Genomic DNA, 20,502 nt, shown 5'->3' with positions numbered 1-20,502 from the left:
AAAAACTATTTTTTAATCTTAGAGAAAACGTAGAACATTTCAGAAGCGATCTGCAAACTTCTTTCTGCATATACCAGTGACTGCTGTGGTGTGTTATCGGAGATTTTAGGATCTTCGAATGTGATAGGGATTCTTTTCTCTGCTCCTGCTATGAAAGGACAACCACCATCTGCTTGTGAACAGGTCATAATTGCGGCAAAACCGGATGTAGGATTGAACGCACTATCATATCTTTTTGAAAATCCAATTACAGGTAACGAATCATCATTGTACTTGATAGCATATACAGGATTATTTTCATCCGCAATTTTGAAAATATTAAAACCTTGATTTACGAGTGTCTCAGCCACTTTTGGAAATAATGCCGTTTCTTCCGTACCTCCCGAATAACAATGTACATTTGGAATATTGAAGTAAGCAGCTCCTGCTTGCGCCCAGATTTGTGAGAGGTGGCTTCTGCGTGAATTATGAGTACAAATTAAAACGAGATTAATATCTTTTCCTTCATCCGTTTTTTGCTGTACAAAATCAATTAATGACTGCAATGTGATTTTTCTCTCCTCACTAATGCTTTGATGTTGCAATTGCTGTATAGTATTGGTTAATTCTGGATACATAGTCTTTATTTAAGCTTTATTCTTATTAATCTATTCCGATATTTTTGCTTCTACGTTCCATAAGGACATTATCTTTCCAAATCCCATTTTTCTTACCGATCTTTTCTCGGTAACCTACTAATCGGAATCCGCATTTCTCGTGCAGCTTGATACTGCTTTCATTTTCGGCGAATATACCGGACTGTAATGTCCATATCCCGTTTTCTTCGCTTTGTTGGATTAATTCTGCTAAAAGAGTTTTCCCGATTCCTTTACCTCGTGAATCCGTTGCAACATAAACGCTTACTTCAGCTACACCCGAATAGACACATCGGCTTGAAACCGGTGTTAAAGCGATCCATCCCAACATTTTATTGTTATCAAAAATGCTGATTCTACAAAAATCAAGATGTGCTTTATCCCATTCTTCCCATTGTGGAGAATCGTTCTGAAAAGTAGCTATATTGGTTGCCAATCCCTGTTTGTAGATTTCTATAACTTCCGAAAAATTGTCTTTAGTAATAGGTTTGATTTCCATTATGCATTCTTTTTTTAGCAACAACCCGAATTAGGAGTACAGCACGAAGTATTCAAATCAGAAAGTTTGACATTTTGTTTTCCTTCAGGAATTCCGCAAGCCTCATTAGCCAGACAAGCAGTTTGTTTATTTTTTAGAACAAAATTATTTCCGTTAAAATCCAAGTCATATTTACCAATGGTCGAGTTTTGATATTCAACTTCTATCTCTGAATCTTCGATTTCCAGTTTGTCTTCGCATAGTGATATGATATCAAGAAGTTTGGTAGGCCTCAATCTATGTTCAAAGTCGTTCGCATTCCACAATTGAAAATTGACAACCTTTTCTCTTCTTGTATTACCACCACAGTCTATGAAATTTTTTGTAATAACTCCTATTTCTGTAACGTGAAAATGCTCAGGAACAAATTTTCCATTCTCTAACTGAAATTCTACATTGTTCAATGTTGGTAAGATTTCTTTGATTTTTGATAGCTTCATAATAATTAATATTTAGATTGTTTTAATTTTATATTGCAATATGACGATGATAAGGTTCACGCAAAAAGTTGTTAGCAACATTGCCCAACTTTTACATCCTGCTCAAAAAACTGATTAAGCAATCCCTGGACCTCTTTCCATTTTTTATCTTCAATACAATAGCAAACAGATTTTCCTTCAATAGTCCCTTGAATAATCCCGATACTTTTCAATTCTTTCAAATGTTGCGAGATGGTTGCTTGCGCTAATCCTAACTCGTCTACCAAATCATTACAGATACAAGCTTTCTGATTAATGATGTGTTGCAGGATTGCAATTCTGCCAGGATGTGCCAAAACTTTGAAAAGAGAAGCCAGGTTATTTTGCTCGTCCGTGAATATTTCTGTTTTAGTAAGTCCCATAATTAATATTTTAATATTGCAATATTACGATATTGTTTTGAATTTGAAAATTTTAATATTGCAAAAAAAGAATTCCTGGTTTCTCATAGAGAAAAATGGCTTAATATAGCACTACCTGTCACTGTTTCACTTTTATAATCCTTATCTGTCGAATTTAATTTTGTAGGAGCTACCAATCTTGTTTTTTACGCCCTTTTCACATTTCTTATATTTATATCATTACCCACCATATCACATGTGATGATAGAATCTTAAGTTATGGTAATGCTTCAAATGTGCAGTTCTATAACATTAATTTTATGTAACCCCAGATCTAACAACTTAATTCCCCATTTCGATTCGACAGAATTTTTTTCTGTTTTACTTTGTCCTGAACTTTCGATATTAACAAAAATCTCAAAATTATCTTTGTTATTTATAATCAATGGTTAAGTCGTTTAAAATTAGTTTATTTATTGCCTTGTGTTCAATAATTATTAAAATTCATTTTTCGAAAAGGTTTAAAGTAAAGTTGGTTTGTAAGACAAGTATATGTCAACAACTTCTTCTATTGTTAGGTTATAAGTAGACATGTCAAACGTTCCTGCATTGTATTGTTCTGGATAATAAAACAAATTCGCCCCACTCGGATGAGGAACATTTTTATTAAATAATTCAATCAGTTTGTCAATTTCCTGCTCACTTCCTTCACAGTTCACAATCTACTCACCAAGTTTTTTCAATTCTTCTCTTGTCATATGATTATTGTTTTAAAATTGCCATAACGTTTCGATGCTTTGTGTTCGGAAGGGATTTAAAAGCCGGAACATTGTACTAAAATACAAATTTCAAAAGAAGTATAAAACTTGAATTTAGCGCTAAATTCGCCATTTTGCTAAACTGCTGTTGTGCGTTAGCCCTTATTTTCTGTGTGTCTATTGTTGTCATATTAGTGTCAATAAATAACCGATTAATGAACCACCCAAAACTACAAAAGCACTATTTAATTTCTTGTATCCAAATGCGATTGCAATACTTAAAACTGTAATCAAAATTGTTCGCCAATCGGTAAGAGTATCTTTACTCATATCAAAACAAACTGCTACAATTATAGCGACTGACGCAACGTTTACAGCGTCCAAAAATGCTGAAAACGATTTTGATTTCCGCATTTTCTTTACAATCGGGTTGAGCAAAGCGACAAACACAAATGAGGGTAAAAATATGGCAATTGTAGAAACGATAGCACCGGTCAAACCGTTAATTTGATAACCAATAAATGTAACCGAAGAAAAAACGGGTCCGGGTGTGAATTGCCCAACCGCAATGGCATCAATTAATTGTTGTTTTGTTAAAAGTCCTGTCGAAACTAATTCCGTGTCGAGAAAAGCAAACAAAACATAACCGCTTCCGTAAAGTATTGAACCGATTTTTAGGAAAATCCAAAACAAGTTGGTATTAGTCGCAGAAAGTATAGTCGTGTTCGTAATTTGCAGTAATGTTAAAGGCAGAAAACTGTTGAGATTACTATTTTTTCTGTTTCTTAAATGTGCTAAAAATAGTGCAATGAAACCTGCTCCAAACATCAAATAAATTTCGTTGATGTTGAATAATGAACCAAGCAAAACCAATAATCCAATAACAGTGAGTTCAGTCGATTTTAATGATTTTTTTGCTAATGGAAAAATTGCTCCCAAAATAATGGCGATTATGGCTGGCTTTATGCCGTAGATAAATGGTTGTACTTCTGGAAGCTGTCCGTATTGTTTGTAGAGATAAGCAAATATTCCTGTAATAAAAACGGCTGGTAAAATGAAACAAAGACCTGCTATAATCAAACCCTTCCAACCGCCTTTTTCGTGTCCGATATGAATGGCTATTTCGGTGCTGTTGGGTCCAGGAATTAAATTGGTTGCACCAATCAAGTCCAAAAAATGCTGTTCCGTGAGCCAGTTCCTTTTGGTAACCACTTCGTCTCGCATCATAGCAATATGTGCAGCAGGCCCACCAAAACCAATAATCCCAAGTTTCAGGAAAAGTTTGGCTATTTCTTTTAAGCTCGCTTTATTCTCCATCTTTCGTCAAAATTTTGTCAGCCGACCAAAAGCCACCACCTTTAATTAACAAAAACAAACTTCCCAAAAGCATTGCCAAATCGGTTCTGCTTCCGTGCATCATTTCCCAAACCCCTTTTTCGGCTAAAAGTTCTGCTTTGGTTGTTGCAATGGCGACCAGCATTATGATAATCAATGGAATGCTTGCCAATCTTGTAAAAAGTCCGAAAAGAATAAGTAGTCCACAAACAATTTCAAAACAGCCAACGAAACTTCCTAAAAACTCAGGCGAAGGCAAGTCAATTTTTTCAAATCGTCCTGCTCCAAGTGTGTCGGCAAATAAAAATTTCTGAAATCCTTCTGAAAGAAAAACTGCACCAACCATCAATCTTATTAAGATTGTCGTTTTTGAATTGTCAGTATTTATTATTCGGTTTTTCATTTTTTGTTTGTAAGTTCATTGTCTGCACAAGGATGGTTATAGGGTGACACACAACGTTTCAGGGCTTTGCGATGATGGGGGCAATCGAAGAAAAAAAATTCAATTTTGTGCAACAGTTCAATCGAAGAACTGCCGTTGAACTTTGCACTTCAGCCCGCCTGATGCAACCCCCTTGTTTGCAGCTATTATATTGGTCGTATCATAAATTCTGGTATTGTCCATTTTGGTTTTGGTTCTTTCATTTTTATTTCGGAGTCCAATTTTGGATTATAAGCTACAATCTCAGGATATTCACAATTTTGTATTTTCTTTATGATTTGATTTAGAATTGTGTCTGCCGAATACCATAATGGCGTGTGTGTTTTCAGTCTCCAAAATAACATTAGTGCAATTCCTTTGTCGCACAACGGATGTTTTAAAATTAATTCAGCTTTGTCGTTAAAATTATTTTTTACAAATGAAGCAATGTTGTACAGTTCCATTGTTGTATCGCAACGTTTGATTTTATTTTCTAAAATTTCGCCAAACCAACTATCAACATCACTTTTTTCTAAATAAATGTATGTTTCTTCTCCGTTTGTTGCTTCTTTCATTATGTCAGGAACTTGCGGTTCTGCTTCCATATGAATTGTCGGATCAAAATGAATATCAGTTTTTTTATAAAAACCGTTTTCAAAATTGTTTAGAATTGTTTTTATTAATTGAAATATGTCATTTTTGTCTCCAACATATTCTCCTTTAATGGTTTCTGTTAGTTTATAAGATTGATAATCTTTTGGTTGTGATAGCCAAAAAAGTTGCAATGCGGTCGCCTCACTACAAATATTGCTTTCGGAAATCCATTGCAGAATTTTTATTCCATTGTCCCAATTGTGTTTTTCTGCTAAGTATTGAAGTTCATATGGCGAAGTTAAAAGTTCAAATTTGGATTTGTTCAGTTTGTTTTCGTCAATTCCTTCATAGAAATTGTCGTCAATAAATTGTTTTCTTTCTTGCGTTATTTCTTTCATTGTTTGGTTTCGGGATAATGGCCGCTACTTTTCGGGGCTTTGCGATGGTGGGGCAATCGAAGAACTGCCGTTGAATTTAGCACTTCAGTCTCCCTTAAAGTCAAGCCTTTGTTATCTTTAGTTTTTATTTGAATACCAATTTACCATAAAATATTGGCGGTATTAATGTCATCCATATTGCGATTGATGGGTTTATGTTTTGTAATTCACTTAATCGTTTATTGATTTTGAAAAACCAAAAAAGTCGTACAAAAGGAATGAATAAAAAGAAAATCCAAGAAACAGGCAGTTTGCAGATTTTCAGTATCATCATATTATTCACAATAGGGATGAAGCTTAAATACGGATTTCTGCTATTTTCTTTGAATACCATAAATAAACAGAATTTGAAAAACAGAAAGAAATAAAAAATATATGGTGAAAAGAAGAGTCCCATAAAATATGAAAATTCTTTGTCAGAAAATATTTGTTTAATGCAAAAAATAGGAAACTCAATGTAAGGGAAAAAGTCAAATCGGGTTGGATAGGGGCAATTGTTGGTTTGTGTTTCGTTTAGTAACCCTGCCAAACCTTGGAAGTCACTATCACTAATTTGTTGTGGGCAAAAATGAATAAAAATGTTTCCTAAAATTATTTGTATTATTTGTATGAATATTGGAAATAGCAAAACTGTCAAAAGAATAAATCCAAATTTTATTTTCTGTTTATACAATTCTTTAAGTAATAAGATAAAAAATATGGCCCGAACTATTGTAAAAACATATGAAAATTCAAGGTATTGAATTTGAGCGGGAATGACAAGTTTTAATATGTCTATAAGTAATTCAAATATTAAAAGGATAGTTAAGAATTTAATTATTGTGTTTTTTAATTTCATCATAGGTTTAATTTTGAACTTTATGTATTTGTCAGTTAATATTTGATATTCGGTTTTTGTAAAATTGCAGCTAATGTTTCGGGGCTTGCCGAAGGCGGGGATTTTTAGCACAAAAGTTCAATAGAAATCGAAGATTCGGCGTAGCCAATTACTACCGTTGAACCTTGCACAAAAGTGCAATCGAAAAACTTCAGCCCCGCTTTTGGCAAGCCCTTGTTAGCTATTTAAAAATTCTTCTGTTTTTATAAATGTCCTTATTAATTTCGATTTTATATTCTCGGTTAAGTTTTGCTGTTAGTTTTGGTTTTTCAACTTGTTTATGTAGGCAAAATTCAAAAGTTGGTTCCATATCATCCATAATTTCTCCCCAGTGATAGGAAGATTTTTCAAAATTTTGTTGAGTAAGTCCAGCAAGAATTTCTACAGAATACCAACCATTATCCAAATCAATTATTGCGTAATTTTTGTCTCGATAAAGTATTATAATGTTTTCTACCGCTTCTTCTGTAAAGTTTTCTAAATAGTCAATTGCGAAAACACAAAAAATTCCACTTACAATCTTTAAAGGATAACTCCCTTCTTTAAATTGAAAATCATTTTCCTCATTTGTCAATACGCGATTTTTCTCGCTAAAATTCACGTAAATAGTATGCGGTACAATTGCACATTTTTCAAGAGGTATCATTATTCCTTCAGTCACAACATTATCCCCGCTATCGTTTGTTGTAAATTCCGTTAGCAAATCGTCATCAAGGTTATTTCTTTTTTTAAAATCCAACAAAGCGTATGGGTCTGCACCTATGAAATAATCCATTCCGTTTGTAAGGCATCGATTAAATTGAAATATTTTATTCATTTATTTTCTAGTATTTCTCATTTAGAATATCAGCTAACGTTTCGGGGCTTTGCGATATTGAGCAATCGAAGCACAAAAGTTTGTATTATTACTAATGTTTAATTGAAAAACTGCTGTTGAATTTTGCAATTCAGTCCACTTTAAGCAAAACCTTTGTTGACGGTAGTGCTATTTTTCTATTCGTTTTTTTACAATTTCTAAAAGTTCTTCTTTTGTCATAAATGTGTTTAAGAAATCTTCAAGACTTCCTTCGTTCGTTACCTCTCTAAAATAGACTTCGTGGTCAGTTCCAAATAAAGTTGGATTCTCTAAATTTGGGTCAGACAAGCAGATATAATAATTGTCAGGAAATCCATAACTATAGAATATTTCAATAAAGTCGGGCGTTTCGTCGTTTGTAAACTTTATTATTTTGGTCAAATCTGTGTCTTCGCCAGTAAAGTCAGAATTCCACTCTTCATAATCACCTGTTCCTTCTTTGAAAGGTGTAAAAAGTTTTGGCTGCCAAAATACTTGTCCATAACCTTCTTTTGTTAAGCGAAAATATTTATCAATTATCTTGTCATAAAGAGCCTGCTTGTCGGTTTTGAAAAATTCTTCGTTTTCATTGATAAATTCTCCAATTACATATATTGGTTCGGCATCTTCGGCTGTTTGCCAAGGTGTGTCTTCTTGTTTTTGATAAAGTACAGTGTCAAAAGTTATAGAAAGTATATCTTCTGCTAATGAGGTTCCTTTAACGGTTTCAATATTTCCTCCAAGCTGTTTTATTTTTTCTAAAATTTCTATTTTCATTTCGTGTTTTTGTTTTTCAGATTGCAGTCGGTCAAGCATTGCCGCTAACGTCCCACGGTTTGGCGATAGCGGAGCTACCGAAGCGGAAATGTTTCAACTAAAATACAAAATAAAATAGAAAAACAAAGCTTCAATTTGTTGGATTCAGCCTCGCTATTGCCAAGCCGATGTTGTCTGCAGTATTTTTTATCCAGCCGAATCGGAAATTTCGTGCGTTCATTTCGATTTGTTGAAGCAGAAATTCAGCGATTTATTATTCAATTAAATTTCGTTTTTCGTCAGTTTATTTTTTCAAATTTATTTTTCAGCTACGTTTTTAACCGTAAATTCCGTGCTAATTTTCATTTTTTGCCATCTTCTTTTTTTTCATTAAATTCAAATTGTCAGTTCTTAAGAATTTTCAATTTAGACCTCTCGATTTTCGATTTTCAAATTTTAGAATATTCTTTTTTGGAAATTCAATTAAATACAATTTCGAAAGATTTGATAGAGTAGAGTTGTATAAAAATATTGCAGACAACGGTTCGGAGCTTTGCGTACGGGTGGGCTTTAAAAGCCGGAACATTGCACTAAAATACAAATCTCAAAAGAAGTACAAAACTTGAATTTTGAACTTCAGCCGCCTTGGTACAAAACCTTTGTTAGTGGTTCGTTGTTTTATCCAACCAAATTTGCATCTTTATATTTTCCGTTTTTATCTACACTTATATTAATTGAATGCCCCCCCAAAAAAAATGTCGTCATCATTGCAGTAAATTGAGGACGAACAATCGTCATAAAACACTATGCTACTAATAGAAATTCGTTTTCTGAAATTTTCTATAGTTATTGTTGGTTCGTCTTCGCCTGTTTCTTTGTCTTCGCCAAGCCAAACATCATTTTTCAGGTTTATCATTTTGCTTTCCATTTTTGGAAGCATTTCTTCGTAAAACTTTGCATTTATTTGCTTGTCAACAAAAGAAATTAATTTCTCTAATTCATTTGGCTCGGCATTGTAAACAATTACTTCAATGACTTTATTTTCTACTTTAAATTTTCCTTCATACCATTCCAGTTTGTCACTGTATATTAATTTTCCAAGTGAAGGAATTTCTATTGTTTTACTTTTTACTTCTAATTTCTTCGATTTTTCGTATTGCTCATTGTTTAAATTATTGAAAGCTTTTTCGATTTCTTCTTCTGCAATAGATAGTTTAAAAAATTTTAGCTTTCTAAACAGTTCGGTAATATTGGTTTTAACGTTTTTTCTATCCGTTATTATTTGAATCTCTTTTCCGTTAATTTTGAAATCTTTGTATTCTAAATTGTTTGGTAGATAAACATTGCTTTCGGAAGATATTTCTTCACTACATCTCGCAATTGTAATTCCGTATTGATAGTTTTCGTCTTCGGGATGACAATTTAAAACTCGTCTTTCCTCATTCCAATGTTAAACTTTAAATTGTCTGAATATTAGTAAAACAGAAAAATCATCATTTACAAATGTCAGATTTGAAAAGAGTTTAAGAAAATTATTAAGTTCGATTTTGTTTCCAAGTCTTGCATTTTTGAGCAAGTTCATAGGTTTATAATTCCAAGTTTCTTTCATTTTGTGTTATTATCTGATTTTTGAATTCTCTGGTCGTTCGATACAATGACCGCTAACGTTTCTGGGCTTTGCGTTCGGGCGAGGATTTTCAGCACAAAAATTCAATAGAAATACTACTGTTGAACCTTGCACAAAAATTCAATCGAAGAACTTCAGCCTCGCTTTTGGCAAACCTTGTTGGCGGGTTATTATAAGTTATCAATTAGTTCATCGATTTTGTCTGCAACTTTTTCAGTCTTTCCAGTTTCGTGATACCAAGTAAAAATTTCATCACTTAGTTTTTCGTTATTTTCTATTGTCGGCAATAATATTAAATGGTCACCACTTCCATTTGAAGCAATTGCAATTCCGTTTGAAGGAAAATTACCCCATTTTTTTGCTTGTTTAGTTTCTAAACCGATATGGTTACAAGTCCTGCTAATTCTTTTCTTATCTGATTTGTCAAAAAATGGATATAGATTCCAATCGTCGTCCTCTGTCACCAATTCTCCGCCGTTTTCTTTCATCATTTTAGACTTGAAATTATCTGGAAAATGAACCCCAAGTTCGTTTTCAGTTTCAGTAATATATTTTTCATCTATTGGGAATGGCATTTTTCTATTTTTAAGGGTTATTCAATAAAGTTACGGGAATTTTTCTTTTAAAAGTCTGAATACTTTCTTCAAGCAGGTCTAAGGAAATATCTTGTTGAAAAAAGTTACAGTTTTAGTTCGTTTTGTTTCGTTGCGAATATTTCCGTAGTTAGTTTGTCGTTACGGTAAATTTCAACACTAATACTATCTCGGTTACCACTAAGATCGCTTGCAATAATTACTTTGTCTTTTCGGTAATTCCATTTATTAATTCCTTTGGTTCTGGTTCATCGTATATAATTACCGCTAATGTTGATGGATTGCCGGAGACGGAATTTTCAGCACAAAGTTCAATAGAAATCGAAGATTATAATTAGCCAATTACTACTGTTGAACTTTGTACAAATGCTCAATCAAAGAACTTCAGTTCTCATTTTTGGTAAGCCGTAGTTGTGCGCTTATTATTTTTTTAGTTTTATGTTTTTCCAAGTGTTTTTTGCCCAATCAAAGTCAGTTTTTTCGTCAAAATATATGGCAATCTGTAAAACTTGTCTGTCAATTATTGAAAATCCGTAGATTACGGAATATATTTTCTTATTGTCATTCTCTTCAATTAAATATCCAATCCTTGAAATATCATTGTCAGAAAATTCAAATCTGTCTAATGTTTTTGATTTTGTTTGGTCTCTCTCTTCAATATCTCGATTATAATCAGCATATAATTCTTGCTTATTCTTCTCCGAATTCCAAACAATAAGTCTTAGAGATTTGTCGCCGGTTGTATAATATAAAGTTCCATCTTGTTCAACGGAACGCTCAAAAAGATTATTGATTTCAATTGTCCAATCTTCAGTTATTCTATGAGTTGTCATAAAGTCATCTTCCAAGTCAAAATCTGTTACTTTATACCAATCGTCATTTTCCGTTTTTTCGTAAACGGAGCCAATTCCTTTTAATAGTAAATCTTCAATTGAAGGGTCAATTTTCAAAATTGTTGAAGAATTATAAATTCCAATATTATCGGGATTATCGTTATATTCTTCTGATTCAAACCCTGTGAAAATTCTCCAGCCACTATCTTCTGGTCGAGTTCTTTTTTCACGGTACATAAATCTGGGTTTAATATTTTTGTCAACTACCATCTTTGACACCATAAGTCCTCCAATTGGTGGAAAATTGTCAAAATTATTTTCATCTTTTTGGGGTTTCTTTTTGAAAAAATTTATCATTTGGTTCGGGTTTTTATAATAACATACAACGGTTCACGGATTGGAGTTTGTGGCTGTAATTTAACACAAAAATTTAATAGTAGCGCTAATCCAATATATCTTGCAAAAGATGAAGCATTATTACTTTGTTGTTGTGATTGTGTGAATGGGATGTCCGCGAATTTCAATGATTGAAAATAAAAGATTAAACTTGAAAGCTAGTGAAATCCTGCTTTTATGAGAATGCTGATGAGAGGATATGTCATTGTTTCCTAATTTGAGTTTTACAGCCCTTTTTTGCCTTCAAGCCAATAACCTTGTGAGTAAATGTTTCCTTGCTTTTTGTCTTTTAAAACTTTTCTGAATATCTGAACCGATTTGGCATTCCCGACTAATGCGAAATTAGATTTGTTCCATTCCTGTGTTTGAAATAAAGGTAAAGTGTTTAACCATTTTTCATTTCTAAACGAATTGTTTTTTGCGAAAACAGTGTAATTTTCTAATTCTAAAAGTTCGGGAACACTTTTGTTTTCTTCGTCTAATTCAAAATAGAATTGAAATTGATGATTATTTTTCTTCAATAACGGCAATATTGCAAAGGCGACGCCCAATGAGGTTTCATCGCCAAAAAAGAATTGTCGTTGTTCATTCTGTTCATACAGTTTTTTTCCTCTTGGCGGACTGATAAACAATTCATCGCTTACTTTTAGGCTTTCTATAAATTTGCTTCCAACTCCGTTGCCGTGAATGTGAAAAATAATATCGAAAACTCCGTTTTCTTTATTGTGGTAGGAAACTGTATAATTTCTAAATTCTGTTTCACTCACACGAATTACAGAAGCGTAGCCGATTGAGAAATCCCATTCTGATATATCGCCTTGAAAACGAATTTTCTTTATCTGCAGGCTTAAAAATGTTATTTCTATAACTGTTACATTTGGGCTTAATTTGTTTCCAAATAAGGCTATCATCCATTTTGGTATGCTTGAAATCATTGTTTACTACATTAAAGTTTAATGCAAAGGAACAATGAATTGCGATGTTAAACAATGCAAGAAAAGGGTAAGTATTGGACTAATCGCGGTTTTTGTTTCTAAATACCAAAGCAGACATTCCTACAACTTTGGTAAACAGTCGGGAAAAGTAAGGATAGTCGTCATATCCTAATGCCGTTGCAATTTCTTTTACCGATTTATCAGAATGATAAAGCAAACGTTTTGCTTCTAAAATTACCCGCTGTTGTATGTGGTGCGAAACTGAATATCCTGTTGTTTTTTTTACACATTCGTTCAAGTAAGGCGAAGAAATGTTTAATTGTTGTGCGTATTCTGTCGGGCTTTTGGCAGTAACAAAGTTTCGTTCCAACAATTCTTTAAATGCTTTGGTTACGATTTCAAACCGTGAAAGTTTGTCTAATGGTTTTGATTGGACTAAATACTGTGAAATTACAAGACCGACTAAAGTATTGCAACTTCCATTGAGTAAAGAATGATACAGCTTTTCATCTTTTCGTTCCGATAATTTTGTACAAAGTGACAGGGCCTCGGAAATGACAGAAAACTTTTCTTTTTTTAATATAGAAGGTTTGGCAGGCGAAATATCTTCCAATAATTTCAAGTATTCGGGATTTAGATTTTCGTCGCTGATTGCCCAAATGCTCACTGTTGCGTCTTTGAATGATAGTATTCGGTGTACTTGGTTTTGATGAATAAAGATAACCGAAAGCGGTTTTATAGTGTGTTTTTTAAAATCGATTTCAATGCTTGTCGTTCCTTTTTCTTGTAAGAAAAACAAATGATATTCGTCCCTGTGCGATTGTTTAATATTGTCAAATCCTTCAAACTGTTCGTACAAATGAAAGTCTTCGGTTGTTATTCTTCCAACAAAAATACCTTCGCCTAATTCGGCTGTCATAGGATTTACAGGTATCGAAGATTTTGTAGGCATTGTTTTTATTCTGTTTCAAAGTTATAAATAAATGTTCACGGTTTACATTTAGCAGGGTCAAATTTTGTCGGGTGGCGGTAGACTTGGTTTCCCGTTTTTGTTGGTTAACATCTGTTGATTAGGGATATCGCAACCGTTTCGGGGTTTGCCGAAGATAGGGGATTTCATAGTTATTAGTAGTGTTTAGTGAGTAGTTCGTTCTTACAAATATATTATTTCTGTTAATATTCCAAACTTGTTTTTTTATGTTTGATACGGTGATGCTTAAATTGTTTTTCTTCAAACGTACGATTATTTACAAAAATTAAAAAACATATATTTATAGCAGTAAAAACAAGAGAATAGCATAAAACTTATGGATAGGGAGTTTTCAAATAAGGACAGATCCGTCCTATATTATCCAAAGGGTTCAGATCTATGGTTGTTAATTTTTTTAAATCATTATGAGTAAAATAATAGACGATTTAATAGCTAATACGCCAAACACGCTGAAGAATAAAAGAGCAGATGACAATGATTTGGAGAAAATGTCAAATTGGATCACTTCGCTCTCTGGTTTTCATCAATCAAAAGGTATTGAAATTAAAGAATTTGATAAGCTGGAGGAAAGATTGAATTGCGTTTTACCCGCTGAATTAAAAATGTTATACAATAGTATTGGTGGAAATATCGACGAATTATCCAAAGAAACAGTAAGGTTCCAAAAATTTCAGTTATTGAATTTCGAAAAATTCTGGATAGAAAAGGATGTAATAGTTAAAGATTATTACAAAGAAGAGAAATGGTTCAAAACGGATATTCTGATTTATGCTACAGCAAGCAATATAAAAAAGCCACTCTATGGTGTTGACCTCAAAAACGGGTGGAATTTATTATTTGAAAAAGAATGGTTTTGGCAAAAAGATGATATGCCTTTGTTTCAGAAATTGATAACACTTTATGCAAACATCATTATTGCTAACAAAAAAAATATTATTAAAACCAAAGTAAAAGGTGTAGCAGGTATAAAACGAGACAACAAAGCAGAAAAGAAATTTGAAAGTACTTTGAAAAGATTATCAGATTTTGAATTTTATGAGCATACAGTTTTTTACAATGAGGAACTCGATTTGTTGGGGTGGTTCAGAGCAGGAAATAGTCCCGATTTTTTGGTTGGAAGCAACAGTAAAAGCAATTTGGATAATATTATTGTTAAATTTGATTTTACGAGTGCCAAATATGTGAAAGAAAATAAGGAATAACTAAAACGGATAAAACAATGCCAGTATATACAAGAATAATCATTTCTGCAGAAGATTTTTTAAGCTATTCTAAAGATTTGCTGAATCAATACAATATCCACTGTTATGTAGAATATCGGGATAAAAAAAAGAAAGCATCATACAAAAAAGTAGATTTATCCCAAAGTTTTTCCAAAGTTTTTTCTGAGAAATACGATTGTTTTTTTCTTTGTGCAAAAGAACCGGAAGATACTTCTGTAACCAGTTTTTACGACGATGAATGGTGTGATGATACTATTGTAGCAGAAGGCGGACGTGAAACCGAAACCGAAATAGAACAGCTTGACTTACGTATTATAAGTAAGCTGCATAATGACAACATCCGATTATTTGTAAATGCCCTGAATGCAAAAATGAAAAAAGACCCACAATTTGGTAAGGGAATTGAAACCGAAAATTATTTGAATAAAAATATCTTTTACAAGAAAGGTTTGCAAAAAATCATTTGGGCCAGTTTTGAAAGAAAACTGTTTTTGGATCCAATTGAATTGCCCGCAGAATAATTTTTAGTAGAAAAAATGGGGGGGTCCATTCCTGGAAAAAATTTCAGAAATGATGAAAAGGCTACAGAAAATGCAGATGTTTCAAACTTCTGACTTTTGAAATAATAAAAAACATTGATACTCACAAAAACGAGGACAAATTTGTTCTGTACTTTAATTTTGATTAATTACAGTTTCTATTACTATAAAATTCTTATATTTAAATAGAAAATAATTAAAAACATAACAGATGAAATTTATTTACTACAATTTTACTTTTTATACCTCTGTCACTTAAGAGTTGTTCCAATCCGTTGCACAAAAAATATTTCTTTCAAGGTAAATTCTGAAGAAAAAACTTAGTATACGCTATTTTTCAGCTACTTAAAAAAGGTGAAGCAACTCACATCGATCAATTAAATATTTGAAACATCTATGAAAATTTATTTGTTTTTCGTTCATCTATTAATTCATTTATCTATCAGTGCGCAAGCCGTTCCCGAATTATATCCCGCAAATGACAGACAAACAGGTCATCTCGGATATTATCTGGAAGATGGTACGAATGTCGTAAAACCTCAATTTTGCTCGGCTTCTTACAACACAGACGGTTATTATTTGGTTTCAAAAGCTGAACATAAATTTGACGAATATGGAAGAAGAGATCAAAATCACATTCCCGGTACAGAAAAGTTCGGATTGCTGGATGGTAAAGGCAATTTCATCATTGATCTCAACAATGATTATGAAGGAATTGGTGTAGGAGACAGTGTGATTTACGTAATAAAAAACAATTTGTACGGAACTGTAAATGATAAAAATGAAATTGTAATTCCCATTGAATACAGCACATTAGAAATCGATGACAAAAACAGAATTCGAGCTCAAAAAAAGAGCAAATATGGAGTCATCAACCATTTAAACAAAATTATCATTCCGTTCCAATACGATTTTATCGGTTCAACTATGCCTGATGGAAAAGGATTTTTAGCAATTGTTCGAACTGAAAACAAGACAAGCGTTATCAATCAGGACAATCAGTTAATTGTTCCTCTGACAAAATATTCTTTGATGGATTTGTATAAAACGGTTATAGTTGCTTCAAATGATAAAAAATTTGGTGTTTTTGATTATAAACTCAACCCAATTCTTCCTTTTGAGTTCGAAAGTATTTATGTGGAAGAAAATGAAATCAAGGCGTACAAAGATGAATATCGATATGTTTATAGCTTAAAAGGCGAATTGATAAAAAAAGAAAATATTTCAGAAGGTGTGAAAATGGTTAATTAAAAATATTGAACATTTCGTATCATAAACCAATCTCTGCGAATTGTATTTTTTTTGATTTAAATAATTGATAGTATCACAATGGATTATTTAGAACAGGCACAACAGTACATCTCTGATCAAAAACACGGTTTCGAATATTTTGCACTGGTGTTGGGAATTTTCTTTGCTTGGTCGGCAATTGGTAACTGGAACTGGTTTTACGACCCACCCTACAGCTCGGTAAAAAATCCTATTGGCTTTTGGTTTGGTCGAAAAGCATTTAGGGTAACCATTTTTATTTTCGGTGTTGTTTTAATAGCCGGTTCGGTTTGGCTTTTAATGGATAGTAAATAATAAGGATAGATATGCAATTATTAACAAAATAGATTTGAATGTTAAAAAAATCGCTTAACGAACTATGAACTTTTACACATTTGAAAACAAAAAAATGCCTTGGGGCGATTATGGAAATACCTTGTTTGCAGGCTTTGCATACCCTGATGAAAATGACGAAATCATATATATAGAGCGTGCCGGTCCTTTTGTTCCTGCAATTTATAAAAAATGGAATATGATTTTAGTTTCTGAAAGTACCAGGCAAAAATCAGAAAAATCTGATTTGAAAGGAATTCAATTCATCAATACAATTTTCAAAAAAATAGTAGATATCGATTGGCAAAATTGGAATTTGGAGGCAGATAAGCCCAAGATTTATCCAGCTGGAGGCGAGCCTGAAAATTATATATCCACAAGAAAGCATAATGCTGAAATTGCCGAAAAAATGGAAGCAATCTGGTGTTTGAAATTAGATAAAGAAACTTTGATTGGAAGAAAGCAAAAGAATGTGTCTGGAAGAGATGAGCTCTTCATTATTGAAAACTCCTGGACAGGTAACGATATTTTTATCAGCAAAAGTGCCGGACATATTTATCTTACTGAAAAGGCAAAAAAATGGTTAGAAGAAAATTTGCCGGAGCTCGCAAATTTCAGAGAATTTAATTCCAAAATAGCAACACAGCAGGAAATTGATTTTGCATTGGACTACATCAAGCCAAAACAAGCAAAAGTTGACCCTTTTGCACATTTGACCGAAAAAGACTGGAAAAACTATCAGAAGCTGATTGAACAAGCTAATAAACTTGTTGTAAAGTCAAAATCCGACAAAACCGAAAAATCTAAATCTACGAGTATAAGCAAAGCGATTGATTGTTTAAAAAATGCTGAACAAACACGAACATTAGGAAAAAAAGAACAAGATTTATTAAACAGACTTACAGAAAAATAATACTGCTGGTAACAAGGGTTTGCCAAAAGCGGGGCTGAAGTTCTTCGATTGAGCTTTTGTGCTAAAAAAGATCCGCCTTCGGCAAGTCCCGAAACGTTACCAGGAAAGGACTACAAAAACAATTAACAAATGAATTGGGACAATTATTTATTAGAACAAAAAAGTCCAGTTGCCAATTATGCACATTTAGGTGTTTTTAAAGGAGCTGTAAGAGGAATTTTTGATCTATCAACCATTCCAACTGACACGAAGATTTTAGAAATGTCAACTCCGCTGAAGAAATTCAAGTTGACTTATACAAACCTTTCGTCGCTAAATGGAAATAAAAATATTGAAGCAATAATATTAGGAGAAATCGACGATGAGCGGGTTAATGTATTTTCAACATTGCCTAATTTAAAATATCTTCATTTAAGTGTAAACAAACAGAATGAAATACCAGATTTATCACCTTTGAAAAATATTCAGGTTTTGGTTCTTTCAAGTATCAAAAAAGTAGAAAACATCGATTTTCTTAAGGGTTTAACCAACCTGAAAACTTTGTATATTCACGAGATAAATAATTTGTACGATTTAGAGCCTTTGTCTTCTTTGACAAATTTGGAAGAACTTTTTTTAGATCACGGAAAAATGAGCGGAACAGGGCAATCTGTTAAAAGTATGGAGCCAATATCAAGATTAAACAATCTGAAATATCTTGCTTTTATACTGAATGTAGAAAAAAAGAATTACGACATCACACCATTACTTTCACTTAATAAATTGCAAAAACTGCATATTCTGCCAAGATATTTGAATAATGGTAATAGAGAAAAACTTTTAAATGGATTACCATTAATAACCGAATTATAAAAGGACAAAATGTACTGCTGGTAACAAGGGTTTTGCGTCAAGCGGGCTGAAGTGCAAAATTAAACGGCTGTTTTTCAATGGAAATTAGTAATAATATCGGCTTTTGTGCTTCGATTTCAGGCCGAACGCAAAGCCCCGAAACGTTGGCAGTAATTTTATGACAGAACTCACTAACGATATTGAAAAAGAATTGTTGAAAGCTATGGACGATTACAAAACCATTGCTCAATTGCTTATTGATAAGCTAATTACAGAAACAGACCAACCTGAAAAAGCAGAAATTCAGGCAGGACGTTATTTTGAAATTCAAAATGCAGATTTGTTCAATGGACAAGAACATCTATCAGACAATTGGTGGTTTGATGTTCACGGCGAACATTGCCTGTTTAGAAATTTGATAACAGGACAAACTCTTGAGGTTTCACTTGGAAATGAAGAAAGTATAGCCAATCTCGATCCTTATTTCTTCTATAATTTTCTTGAAACAACGGAAAATTTCAGACATCTGACAAAATATTTCAAAAATCCATTTAACGACACTTTGAACTTGTTTAAGAAATTGGAAAAGAAACAAAAAATGGTAAATATTTATGATGTGAATTTCAGGAAAATATAATCCCAAACGATAGAAATTAAAGATGAAATTGTTAGTTAATTTATTTAAATCATTGTTTGACAGTCCTTTTGTAGCTGGCTGCAGTTTGAATAATGAAATAATAACACTGGAGGTGTCTTTTAAGGATAAAAACTGTGGCTATATAAATATATCAAATGAATATGTTAAGTTTTTAATCTCTTGTGGAATTAAAAGTTTTAAGGGAAATACGGAAAGAAAAAATGTATCTTTTAATTATGAAAATCGTAAGCTGGAAATAACAAATACAGTAACGAATAATGTCATTTTAAAGGTAAAATGCTCTTTAGAAATTTATAGAAAAATAAAACAGGAACTTGACAGGTAGAATTTATAGTTTCATTGGAAACGTAATTGACACCAGCTAATTAAGAGAATACTAATGATTAAAATATCTTTAATATAAGTAACTTCAATATTATTTACTTAATGATATAATCGCCAAACTTAAATAACTATGAAAAACAAAGCAATTATTATCGGATTATCATTGTCGCTCTGCCTCTTTGCCTTTCTGATTAGAGATTGGTTTTTATCGTTTTTTGTAGCTGAAATTACGGGTGAAAATATTTTGTTTAGTGACAGTTCAAACGTAGCTCATCAGATTTTCCCGATGCTGATTTTTATTTTCTCATTTGGAATAATTCCTTTCTTATACCTGATTGCCAAAAATTATTGTAAAATCTATTCGGGTAAACAACAATTATTTTCTCTACTCATTATCATAATTTCAGGATTTCTATTTTTGGGATTGAGAGTGATTTATCTAAAATTTAAAGTTGCTCAAATCAACGACATTTTAAGAAGAGCCGAATTTACTTCCGAAGCTGATATTCCCAGAATTAATTTTCAGGATATGTATTTGGAATATTATCTGTTGGCTGGTTTGGTAGTTGGAACAATACTTTGTATGATTATTTTTAAAAAATCTTCAAATAGTGGAATTAAAAACTAAATTCAAAGAAACTTCTGTATGAAAACATTAGAAAACCGAATATTAAGCTTTGACAATTGGGAGCAACCGTGGACATTTCGTGAATTAGTATTTCAGGATAAAACATTAAGTGATAATGAATTAAATTTATTCAATGAAATCTGGACAAAAGGCGGCGCCTTCGAATTATGGAATGATTACGATTTGGTTTTAGGTTGTAAGGCAAGTCATTCATTTATTGCTGAAAATTACAATTTGGCAGATAAAGCCATTGCGAATATTGTTCGGGCGCTGTCTTATGAGTGGAAATAATATAAAATCAAAAGGTTTTTACATAGATATTAAAGAAAGCATTGAGCAACATTTCGGTTTCCTCGAAGCGTTTGGTTTATAATTACATTCTACTACATCAAAAATAACATTT

Annotated in this window: 25 protein-coding genes; 10 read left to right on the top strand and 15 right to left on the bottom strand. The window is 32.5% G+C overall.

Annotated features, from left to right (window positions below):
• Positions 1 to 5: 5 nt before the first annotated feature.
• The 15 genes from ACR1PN_RS13065 to ACR1PN_RS12995 form a co-directional block, all read right to left on the bottom strand.
• Positions 6 to 617, bottom strand: a complete 612-nt coding sequence (locus ACR1PN_RS13065) for a protein-tyrosine-phosphatase (protein WP_433980397.1) — start codon at positions 615 to 617, stop codon at positions 6 to 8.
• A 25-nt stretch (positions 618 to 642) separates the two neighbouring features.
• On the bottom strand, positions 643 to 1,134 hold the full coding sequence (locus ACR1PN_RS13060) for an N-acetyltransferase family protein (RefSeq protein WP_433980396.1): 492 nt from the start codon (positions 1,132 to 1,134) through the stop codon (positions 643 to 645).
• 14 nt (positions 1,135 to 1,148) lie between these two features.
• Complete coding sequence (locus ACR1PN_RS13055; protein WP_433980395.1) at positions 1,149 to 1,613, bottom strand: DUF6428 family protein; 465 nt, start codon at positions 1,611 to 1,613, stop codon at positions 1,149 to 1,151.
• A gap of 71 nt (positions 1,614 to 1,684) precedes the next feature.
• Positions 1,685 to 2,014 carry an ArsR/SmtB family transcription factor gene (locus ACR1PN_RS13050; RefSeq protein WP_433980394.1) on the bottom strand — a complete coding sequence of 110 codons (330 nt, stop codon included), beginning with the start codon at positions 2,012 to 2,014 and terminating at the stop codon, positions 1,685 to 1,687.
• 923 nt (positions 2,015 to 2,937) lie between these two features.
• Positions 2,938 to 4,068, bottom strand: a complete 1,131-nt coding sequence (chrA, locus tag ACR1PN_RS13045; RefSeq protein ID WP_433980393.1) for a chromate efflux transporter — start codon at positions 4,066 to 4,068, stop codon at positions 2,938 to 2,940.
• On the bottom strand, positions 4,058 to 4,489 hold the full coding sequence (locus ACR1PN_RS13040; RefSeq protein WP_433980392.1) for a DoxX family protein: 432 nt from the start codon (positions 4,487 to 4,489) through the stop codon (positions 4,058 to 4,060). The genes chrA and ACR1PN_RS13040 overlap by 11 nt, the downstream gene beginning before the upstream one ends.
• A 185-nt stretch (positions 4,490 to 4,674) precedes the next feature.
• Positions 4,675 to 5,499 carry a DUF4274 domain-containing protein gene (locus ACR1PN_RS13035; protein ID WP_433980391.1) on the bottom strand — a complete coding sequence of 275 codons (825 nt, stop codon included), beginning with the start codon at positions 5,497 to 5,499 and terminating at the stop codon, positions 4,675 to 4,677.
• A 124-nt stretch (positions 5,500 to 5,623) separates the two neighbouring features.
• The gene (locus ACR1PN_RS13030; protein WP_433980390.1) at positions 5,624 to 6,379 is read right to left on the bottom strand and encodes a hypothetical protein; all 756 of its coding nucleotides are present in this window, start codon (positions 6,377 to 6,379) and stop codon (positions 5,624 to 5,626) included.
• Positions 6,380 to 6,596: 217 nt separating this feature from the next.
• Complete coding sequence (locus tag ACR1PN_RS13025; RefSeq protein ID WP_433980389.1) at positions 6,597 to 7,232, bottom strand: hypothetical protein; 636 nt, start codon at positions 7,230 to 7,232, stop codon at positions 6,597 to 6,599.
• A 168-nt stretch (positions 7,233 to 7,400) separates the two neighbouring features.
• Positions 7,401 to 8,027 carry a hypothetical protein gene (locus ACR1PN_RS13020; protein WP_433980388.1) on the bottom strand — a complete coding sequence of 209 codons (627 nt, stop codon included), beginning with the start codon at positions 8,025 to 8,027 and terminating at the stop codon, positions 7,401 to 7,403.
• Between the two features lie 709 nt (positions 8,028 to 8,736).
• The gene (locus ACR1PN_RS13015) at positions 8,737 to 9,117 is read right to left on the bottom strand and encodes a DUF2262 domain-containing protein (protein WP_433980440.1); all 381 of its coding nucleotides are present in this window, start codon (positions 9,115 to 9,117) and stop codon (positions 8,737 to 8,739) included.
• A 686-nt stretch (positions 9,118 to 9,803) separates the two neighbouring features.
• On the bottom strand, positions 9,804 to 10,208 hold the full coding sequence (locus ACR1PN_RS13010; protein WP_433980387.1) for an SMI1/KNR4 family protein: 405 nt from the start codon (positions 10,206 to 10,208) through the stop codon (positions 9,804 to 9,806).
• 440 nt (positions 10,209 to 10,648) lie between these two features.
• Positions 10,649 to 11,416, bottom strand: coding sequence for a DUF2185 domain-containing protein (locus ACR1PN_RS13005; protein ID WP_433980386.1), 768 nt, complete (start codon positions 11,414 to 11,416; stop codon positions 10,649 to 10,651).
• A 263-nt stretch (positions 11,417 to 11,679) separates the two neighbouring features.
• Positions 11,680 to 12,366 carry a siderophore-interacting protein gene (locus ACR1PN_RS13000; RefSeq protein ID WP_433980385.1) on the bottom strand — a complete coding sequence of 229 codons (687 nt, stop codon included), beginning with the start codon at positions 12,364 to 12,366 and terminating at the stop codon, positions 11,680 to 11,682.
• Between the two features lie 103 nt (positions 12,367 to 12,469).
• On the bottom strand, positions 12,470 to 13,342 hold the full coding sequence (locus ACR1PN_RS12995; RefSeq protein ID WP_433980384.1) for a helix-turn-helix domain-containing protein: 873 nt from the start codon (positions 13,340 to 13,342) through the stop codon (positions 12,470 to 12,472).
• Positions 13,343 to 13,785: 443 nt separating this feature from the next.
• Between ACR1PN_RS12995 and ACR1PN_RS12990 the strand changes: the two genes are divergently transcribed.
• From ACR1PN_RS12990 to ACR1PN_RS12945, 10 genes are all read left to right on the top strand, one after another.
• Complete coding sequence (locus tag ACR1PN_RS12990; RefSeq protein ID WP_433980383.1) at positions 13,786 to 14,583, top strand: SMI1/KNR4 family protein; 798 nt, start codon at positions 13,786 to 13,788, stop codon at positions 14,581 to 14,583.
• 17 nt (positions 14,584 to 14,600) lie between these two features.
• Positions 14,601 to 15,125, top strand: coding sequence for a hypothetical protein (locus ACR1PN_RS12985; protein WP_433980382.1), 525 nt, complete (start codon positions 14,601 to 14,603; stop codon positions 15,123 to 15,125).
• A 414-nt stretch (positions 15,126 to 15,539) separates the two neighbouring features.
• Positions 15,540 to 16,394: a WG repeat-containing protein gene (locus tag ACR1PN_RS12980; RefSeq protein ID WP_433980381.1), complete on the top strand. Its 855-nt coding sequence runs from the start codon at positions 15,540 to 15,542 to the stop codon at positions 16,392 to 16,394.
• Positions 16,395 to 16,472: 78 nt separating this feature from the next.
• Positions 16,473 to 16,727 (top strand): immunity 17 family protein, encoded by a 255-nt coding sequence (locus ACR1PN_RS12975; RefSeq protein WP_433980380.1) that lies wholly within the window; start codon positions 16,473 to 16,475, stop codon positions 16,725 to 16,727.
• Between the two features lie 64 nt (positions 16,728 to 16,791).
• A complete protein-coding gene (locus ACR1PN_RS12970) occupies positions 16,792 to 17,658 on the top strand; it encodes a hypothetical protein (protein WP_433980379.1) in 867 nt (288 codons plus the stop codon).
• Between the two features lie 129 nt (positions 17,659 to 17,787).
• A complete protein-coding gene (locus ACR1PN_RS12965; RefSeq protein WP_433980378.1) occupies positions 17,788 to 18,510 on the top strand; it encodes a leucine-rich repeat domain-containing protein in 723 nt (240 codons plus the stop codon).
• Between the two features lie 157 nt (positions 18,511 to 18,667).
• Positions 18,668 to 19,126, top strand: coding sequence for a DUF6896 domain-containing protein (locus tag ACR1PN_RS12960; RefSeq protein ID WP_433980377.1), 459 nt, complete (start codon positions 18,668 to 18,670; stop codon positions 19,124 to 19,126).
• Between the two features lie 22 nt (positions 19,127 to 19,148).
• Positions 19,149 to 19,472 carry a hypothetical protein gene (locus ACR1PN_RS12955; RefSeq protein ID WP_433980376.1) on the top strand — a complete coding sequence of 108 codons (324 nt, stop codon included), beginning with the start codon at positions 19,149 to 19,151 and terminating at the stop codon, positions 19,470 to 19,472.
• A gap of 129 nt (positions 19,473 to 19,601) precedes the next feature.
• Positions 19,602 to 20,099, top strand: a complete 498-nt coding sequence (locus tag ACR1PN_RS12950) for a hypothetical protein (protein ID WP_433980375.1) — start codon at positions 19,602 to 19,604, stop codon at positions 20,097 to 20,099.
• Between the two features lie 18 nt (positions 20,100 to 20,117).
• A complete protein-coding gene (locus ACR1PN_RS12945; RefSeq protein ID WP_433980374.1) occupies positions 20,118 to 20,390 on the top strand; it encodes a hypothetical protein in 273 nt (90 codons plus the stop codon).
• Positions 20,391 to 20,502: the final 112 nt, after the last annotated feature.

Source organism: Chryseobacterium sp. RLHN22 (genome assembly GCF_051011795.1).
GTDB lineage: Bacteria > Bacteroidota > Bacteroidia > Flavobacteriales > Weeksellaceae > Chryseobacterium > Chryseobacterium zhengzhouense.
This window is presented reverse-complemented; position numbering and strand designations above follow the sequence as displayed.

What these genes read in the sequence shown, in the direction of transcription:
- ACR1PN_RS13040 (WP_433980392.1), bottom strand. Translation starts at nt 4,489, where the DNA reads ATGAAAAACCGAATAATAAATACTGACAATTCAAAAACGACAATCTTA.
- ACR1PN_RS13005 (WP_433980386.1), bottom strand. Translation starts at nt 11,416, where the DNA reads ATGATAAATTTTTTCAAAAAGAAACCCCAAAAAGATGAAAATAATTTT.
- ACR1PN_RS13020 (WP_433980388.1), bottom strand. Translation starts at nt 8,027, where the DNA reads ATGAAAATAGAAATTTTAGAAAAAATAAAACAGCTTGGAGGAAATATT.
- ACR1PN_RS13065 (WP_433980397.1), bottom strand. Translation starts at nt 617, where the DNA reads ATGTATCCAGAATTAACCAATACTATACAGCAATTGCAACATCAAAGC.
- ACR1PN_RS13055 (WP_433980395.1), bottom strand. Translation starts at nt 1,613, where the DNA reads ATGAAGCTATCAAAAATCAAAGAAATCTTACCAACATTGAACAATGTA.
- ACR1PN_RS12985 (WP_433980382.1), top strand. Translation starts at nt 14,601, where the DNA reads ATGCCAGTATATACAAGAATAATCATTTCTGCAGAAGATTTTTTAAGC.
- ACR1PN_RS12990 (WP_433980383.1), top strand. Translation starts at nt 13,786, where the DNA reads ATGAGTAAAATAATAGACGATTTAATAGCTAATACGCCAAACACGCTG.
- ACR1PN_RS13030 (WP_433980390.1), bottom strand. Translation starts at nt 6,379, where the DNA reads ATGATGAAATTAAAAAACACAATAATTAAATTCTTAACTATCCTTTTA.
- ACR1PN_RS12950 (WP_433980375.1), top strand. Translation starts at nt 19,602, where the DNA reads ATGAAAAACAAAGCAATTATTATCGGATTATCATTGTCGCTCTGCCTC.
- ACR1PN_RS12995 (WP_433980384.1), bottom strand. Translation starts at nt 13,342, where the DNA reads ATGCCTACAAAATCTTCGATACCTGTAAATCCTATGACAGCCGAATTA.
- chrA (WP_433980393.1), bottom strand. Translation starts at nt 4,068, where the DNA reads ATGGAGAATAAAGCGAGCTTAAAAGAAATAGCCAAACTTTTCCTGAAA.
- ACR1PN_RS12955 (WP_433980376.1), top strand. Translation starts at nt 19,149, where the DNA reads ATGAAATTGTTAGTTAATTTATTTAAATCATTGTTTGACAGTCCTTTT.
- ACR1PN_RS13000 (WP_433980385.1), bottom strand. Translation starts at nt 12,366, where the DNA reads ATGATAGCCTTATTTGGAAACAAATTAAGCCCAAATGTAACAGTTATA.
- ACR1PN_RS13010 (WP_433980387.1), bottom strand. Translation starts at nt 10,208, where the DNA reads ATGCCATTCCCAATAGATGAAAAATATATTACTGAAACTGAAAACGAA.
- ACR1PN_RS12945 (WP_433980374.1), top strand. Translation starts at nt 20,118, where the DNA reads ATGAAAACATTAGAAAACCGAATATTAAGCTTTGACAATTGGGAGCAA.
- ACR1PN_RS13060 (WP_433980396.1), bottom strand. Translation starts at nt 1,134, where the DNA reads ATGGAAATCAAACCTATTACTAAAGACAATTTTTCGGAAGTTATAGAA.
- ACR1PN_RS12980 (WP_433980381.1), top strand. Translation starts at nt 15,540, where the DNA reads ATGAAAATTTATTTGTTTTTCGTTCATCTATTAATTCATTTATCTATC.
- ACR1PN_RS12965 (WP_433980378.1), top strand. Translation starts at nt 17,788, where the DNA reads ATGAATTGGGACAATTATTTATTAGAACAAAAAAGTCCAGTTGCCAAT.
- ACR1PN_RS12975 (WP_433980380.1), top strand. Translation starts at nt 16,473, where the DNA reads ATGGATTATTTAGAACAGGCACAACAGTACATCTCTGATCAAAAACAC.
- ACR1PN_RS13050 (WP_433980394.1), bottom strand. Translation starts at nt 2,014, where the DNA reads ATGGGACTTACTAAAACAGAAATATTCACGGACGAGCAAAATAACCTG.
- ACR1PN_RS13035 (WP_433980391.1), bottom strand. Translation starts at nt 5,499, where the DNA reads ATGAAAGAAATAACGCAAGAAAGAAAACAATTTATTGACGACAATTTC.
- ACR1PN_RS12960 (WP_433980377.1), top strand. Translation starts at nt 18,668, where the DNA reads ATGACAGAACTCACTAACGATATTGAAAAAGAATTGTTGAAAGCTATG.
- ACR1PN_RS13025 (WP_433980389.1), bottom strand. Translation starts at nt 7,232, where the DNA reads ATGAATAAAATATTTCAATTTAATCGATGCCTTACAAACGGAATGGAT.
- ACR1PN_RS12970 (WP_433980379.1), top strand. Translation starts at nt 16,792, where the DNA reads ATGAACTTTTACACATTTGAAAACAAAAAAATGCCTTGGGGCGATTAT.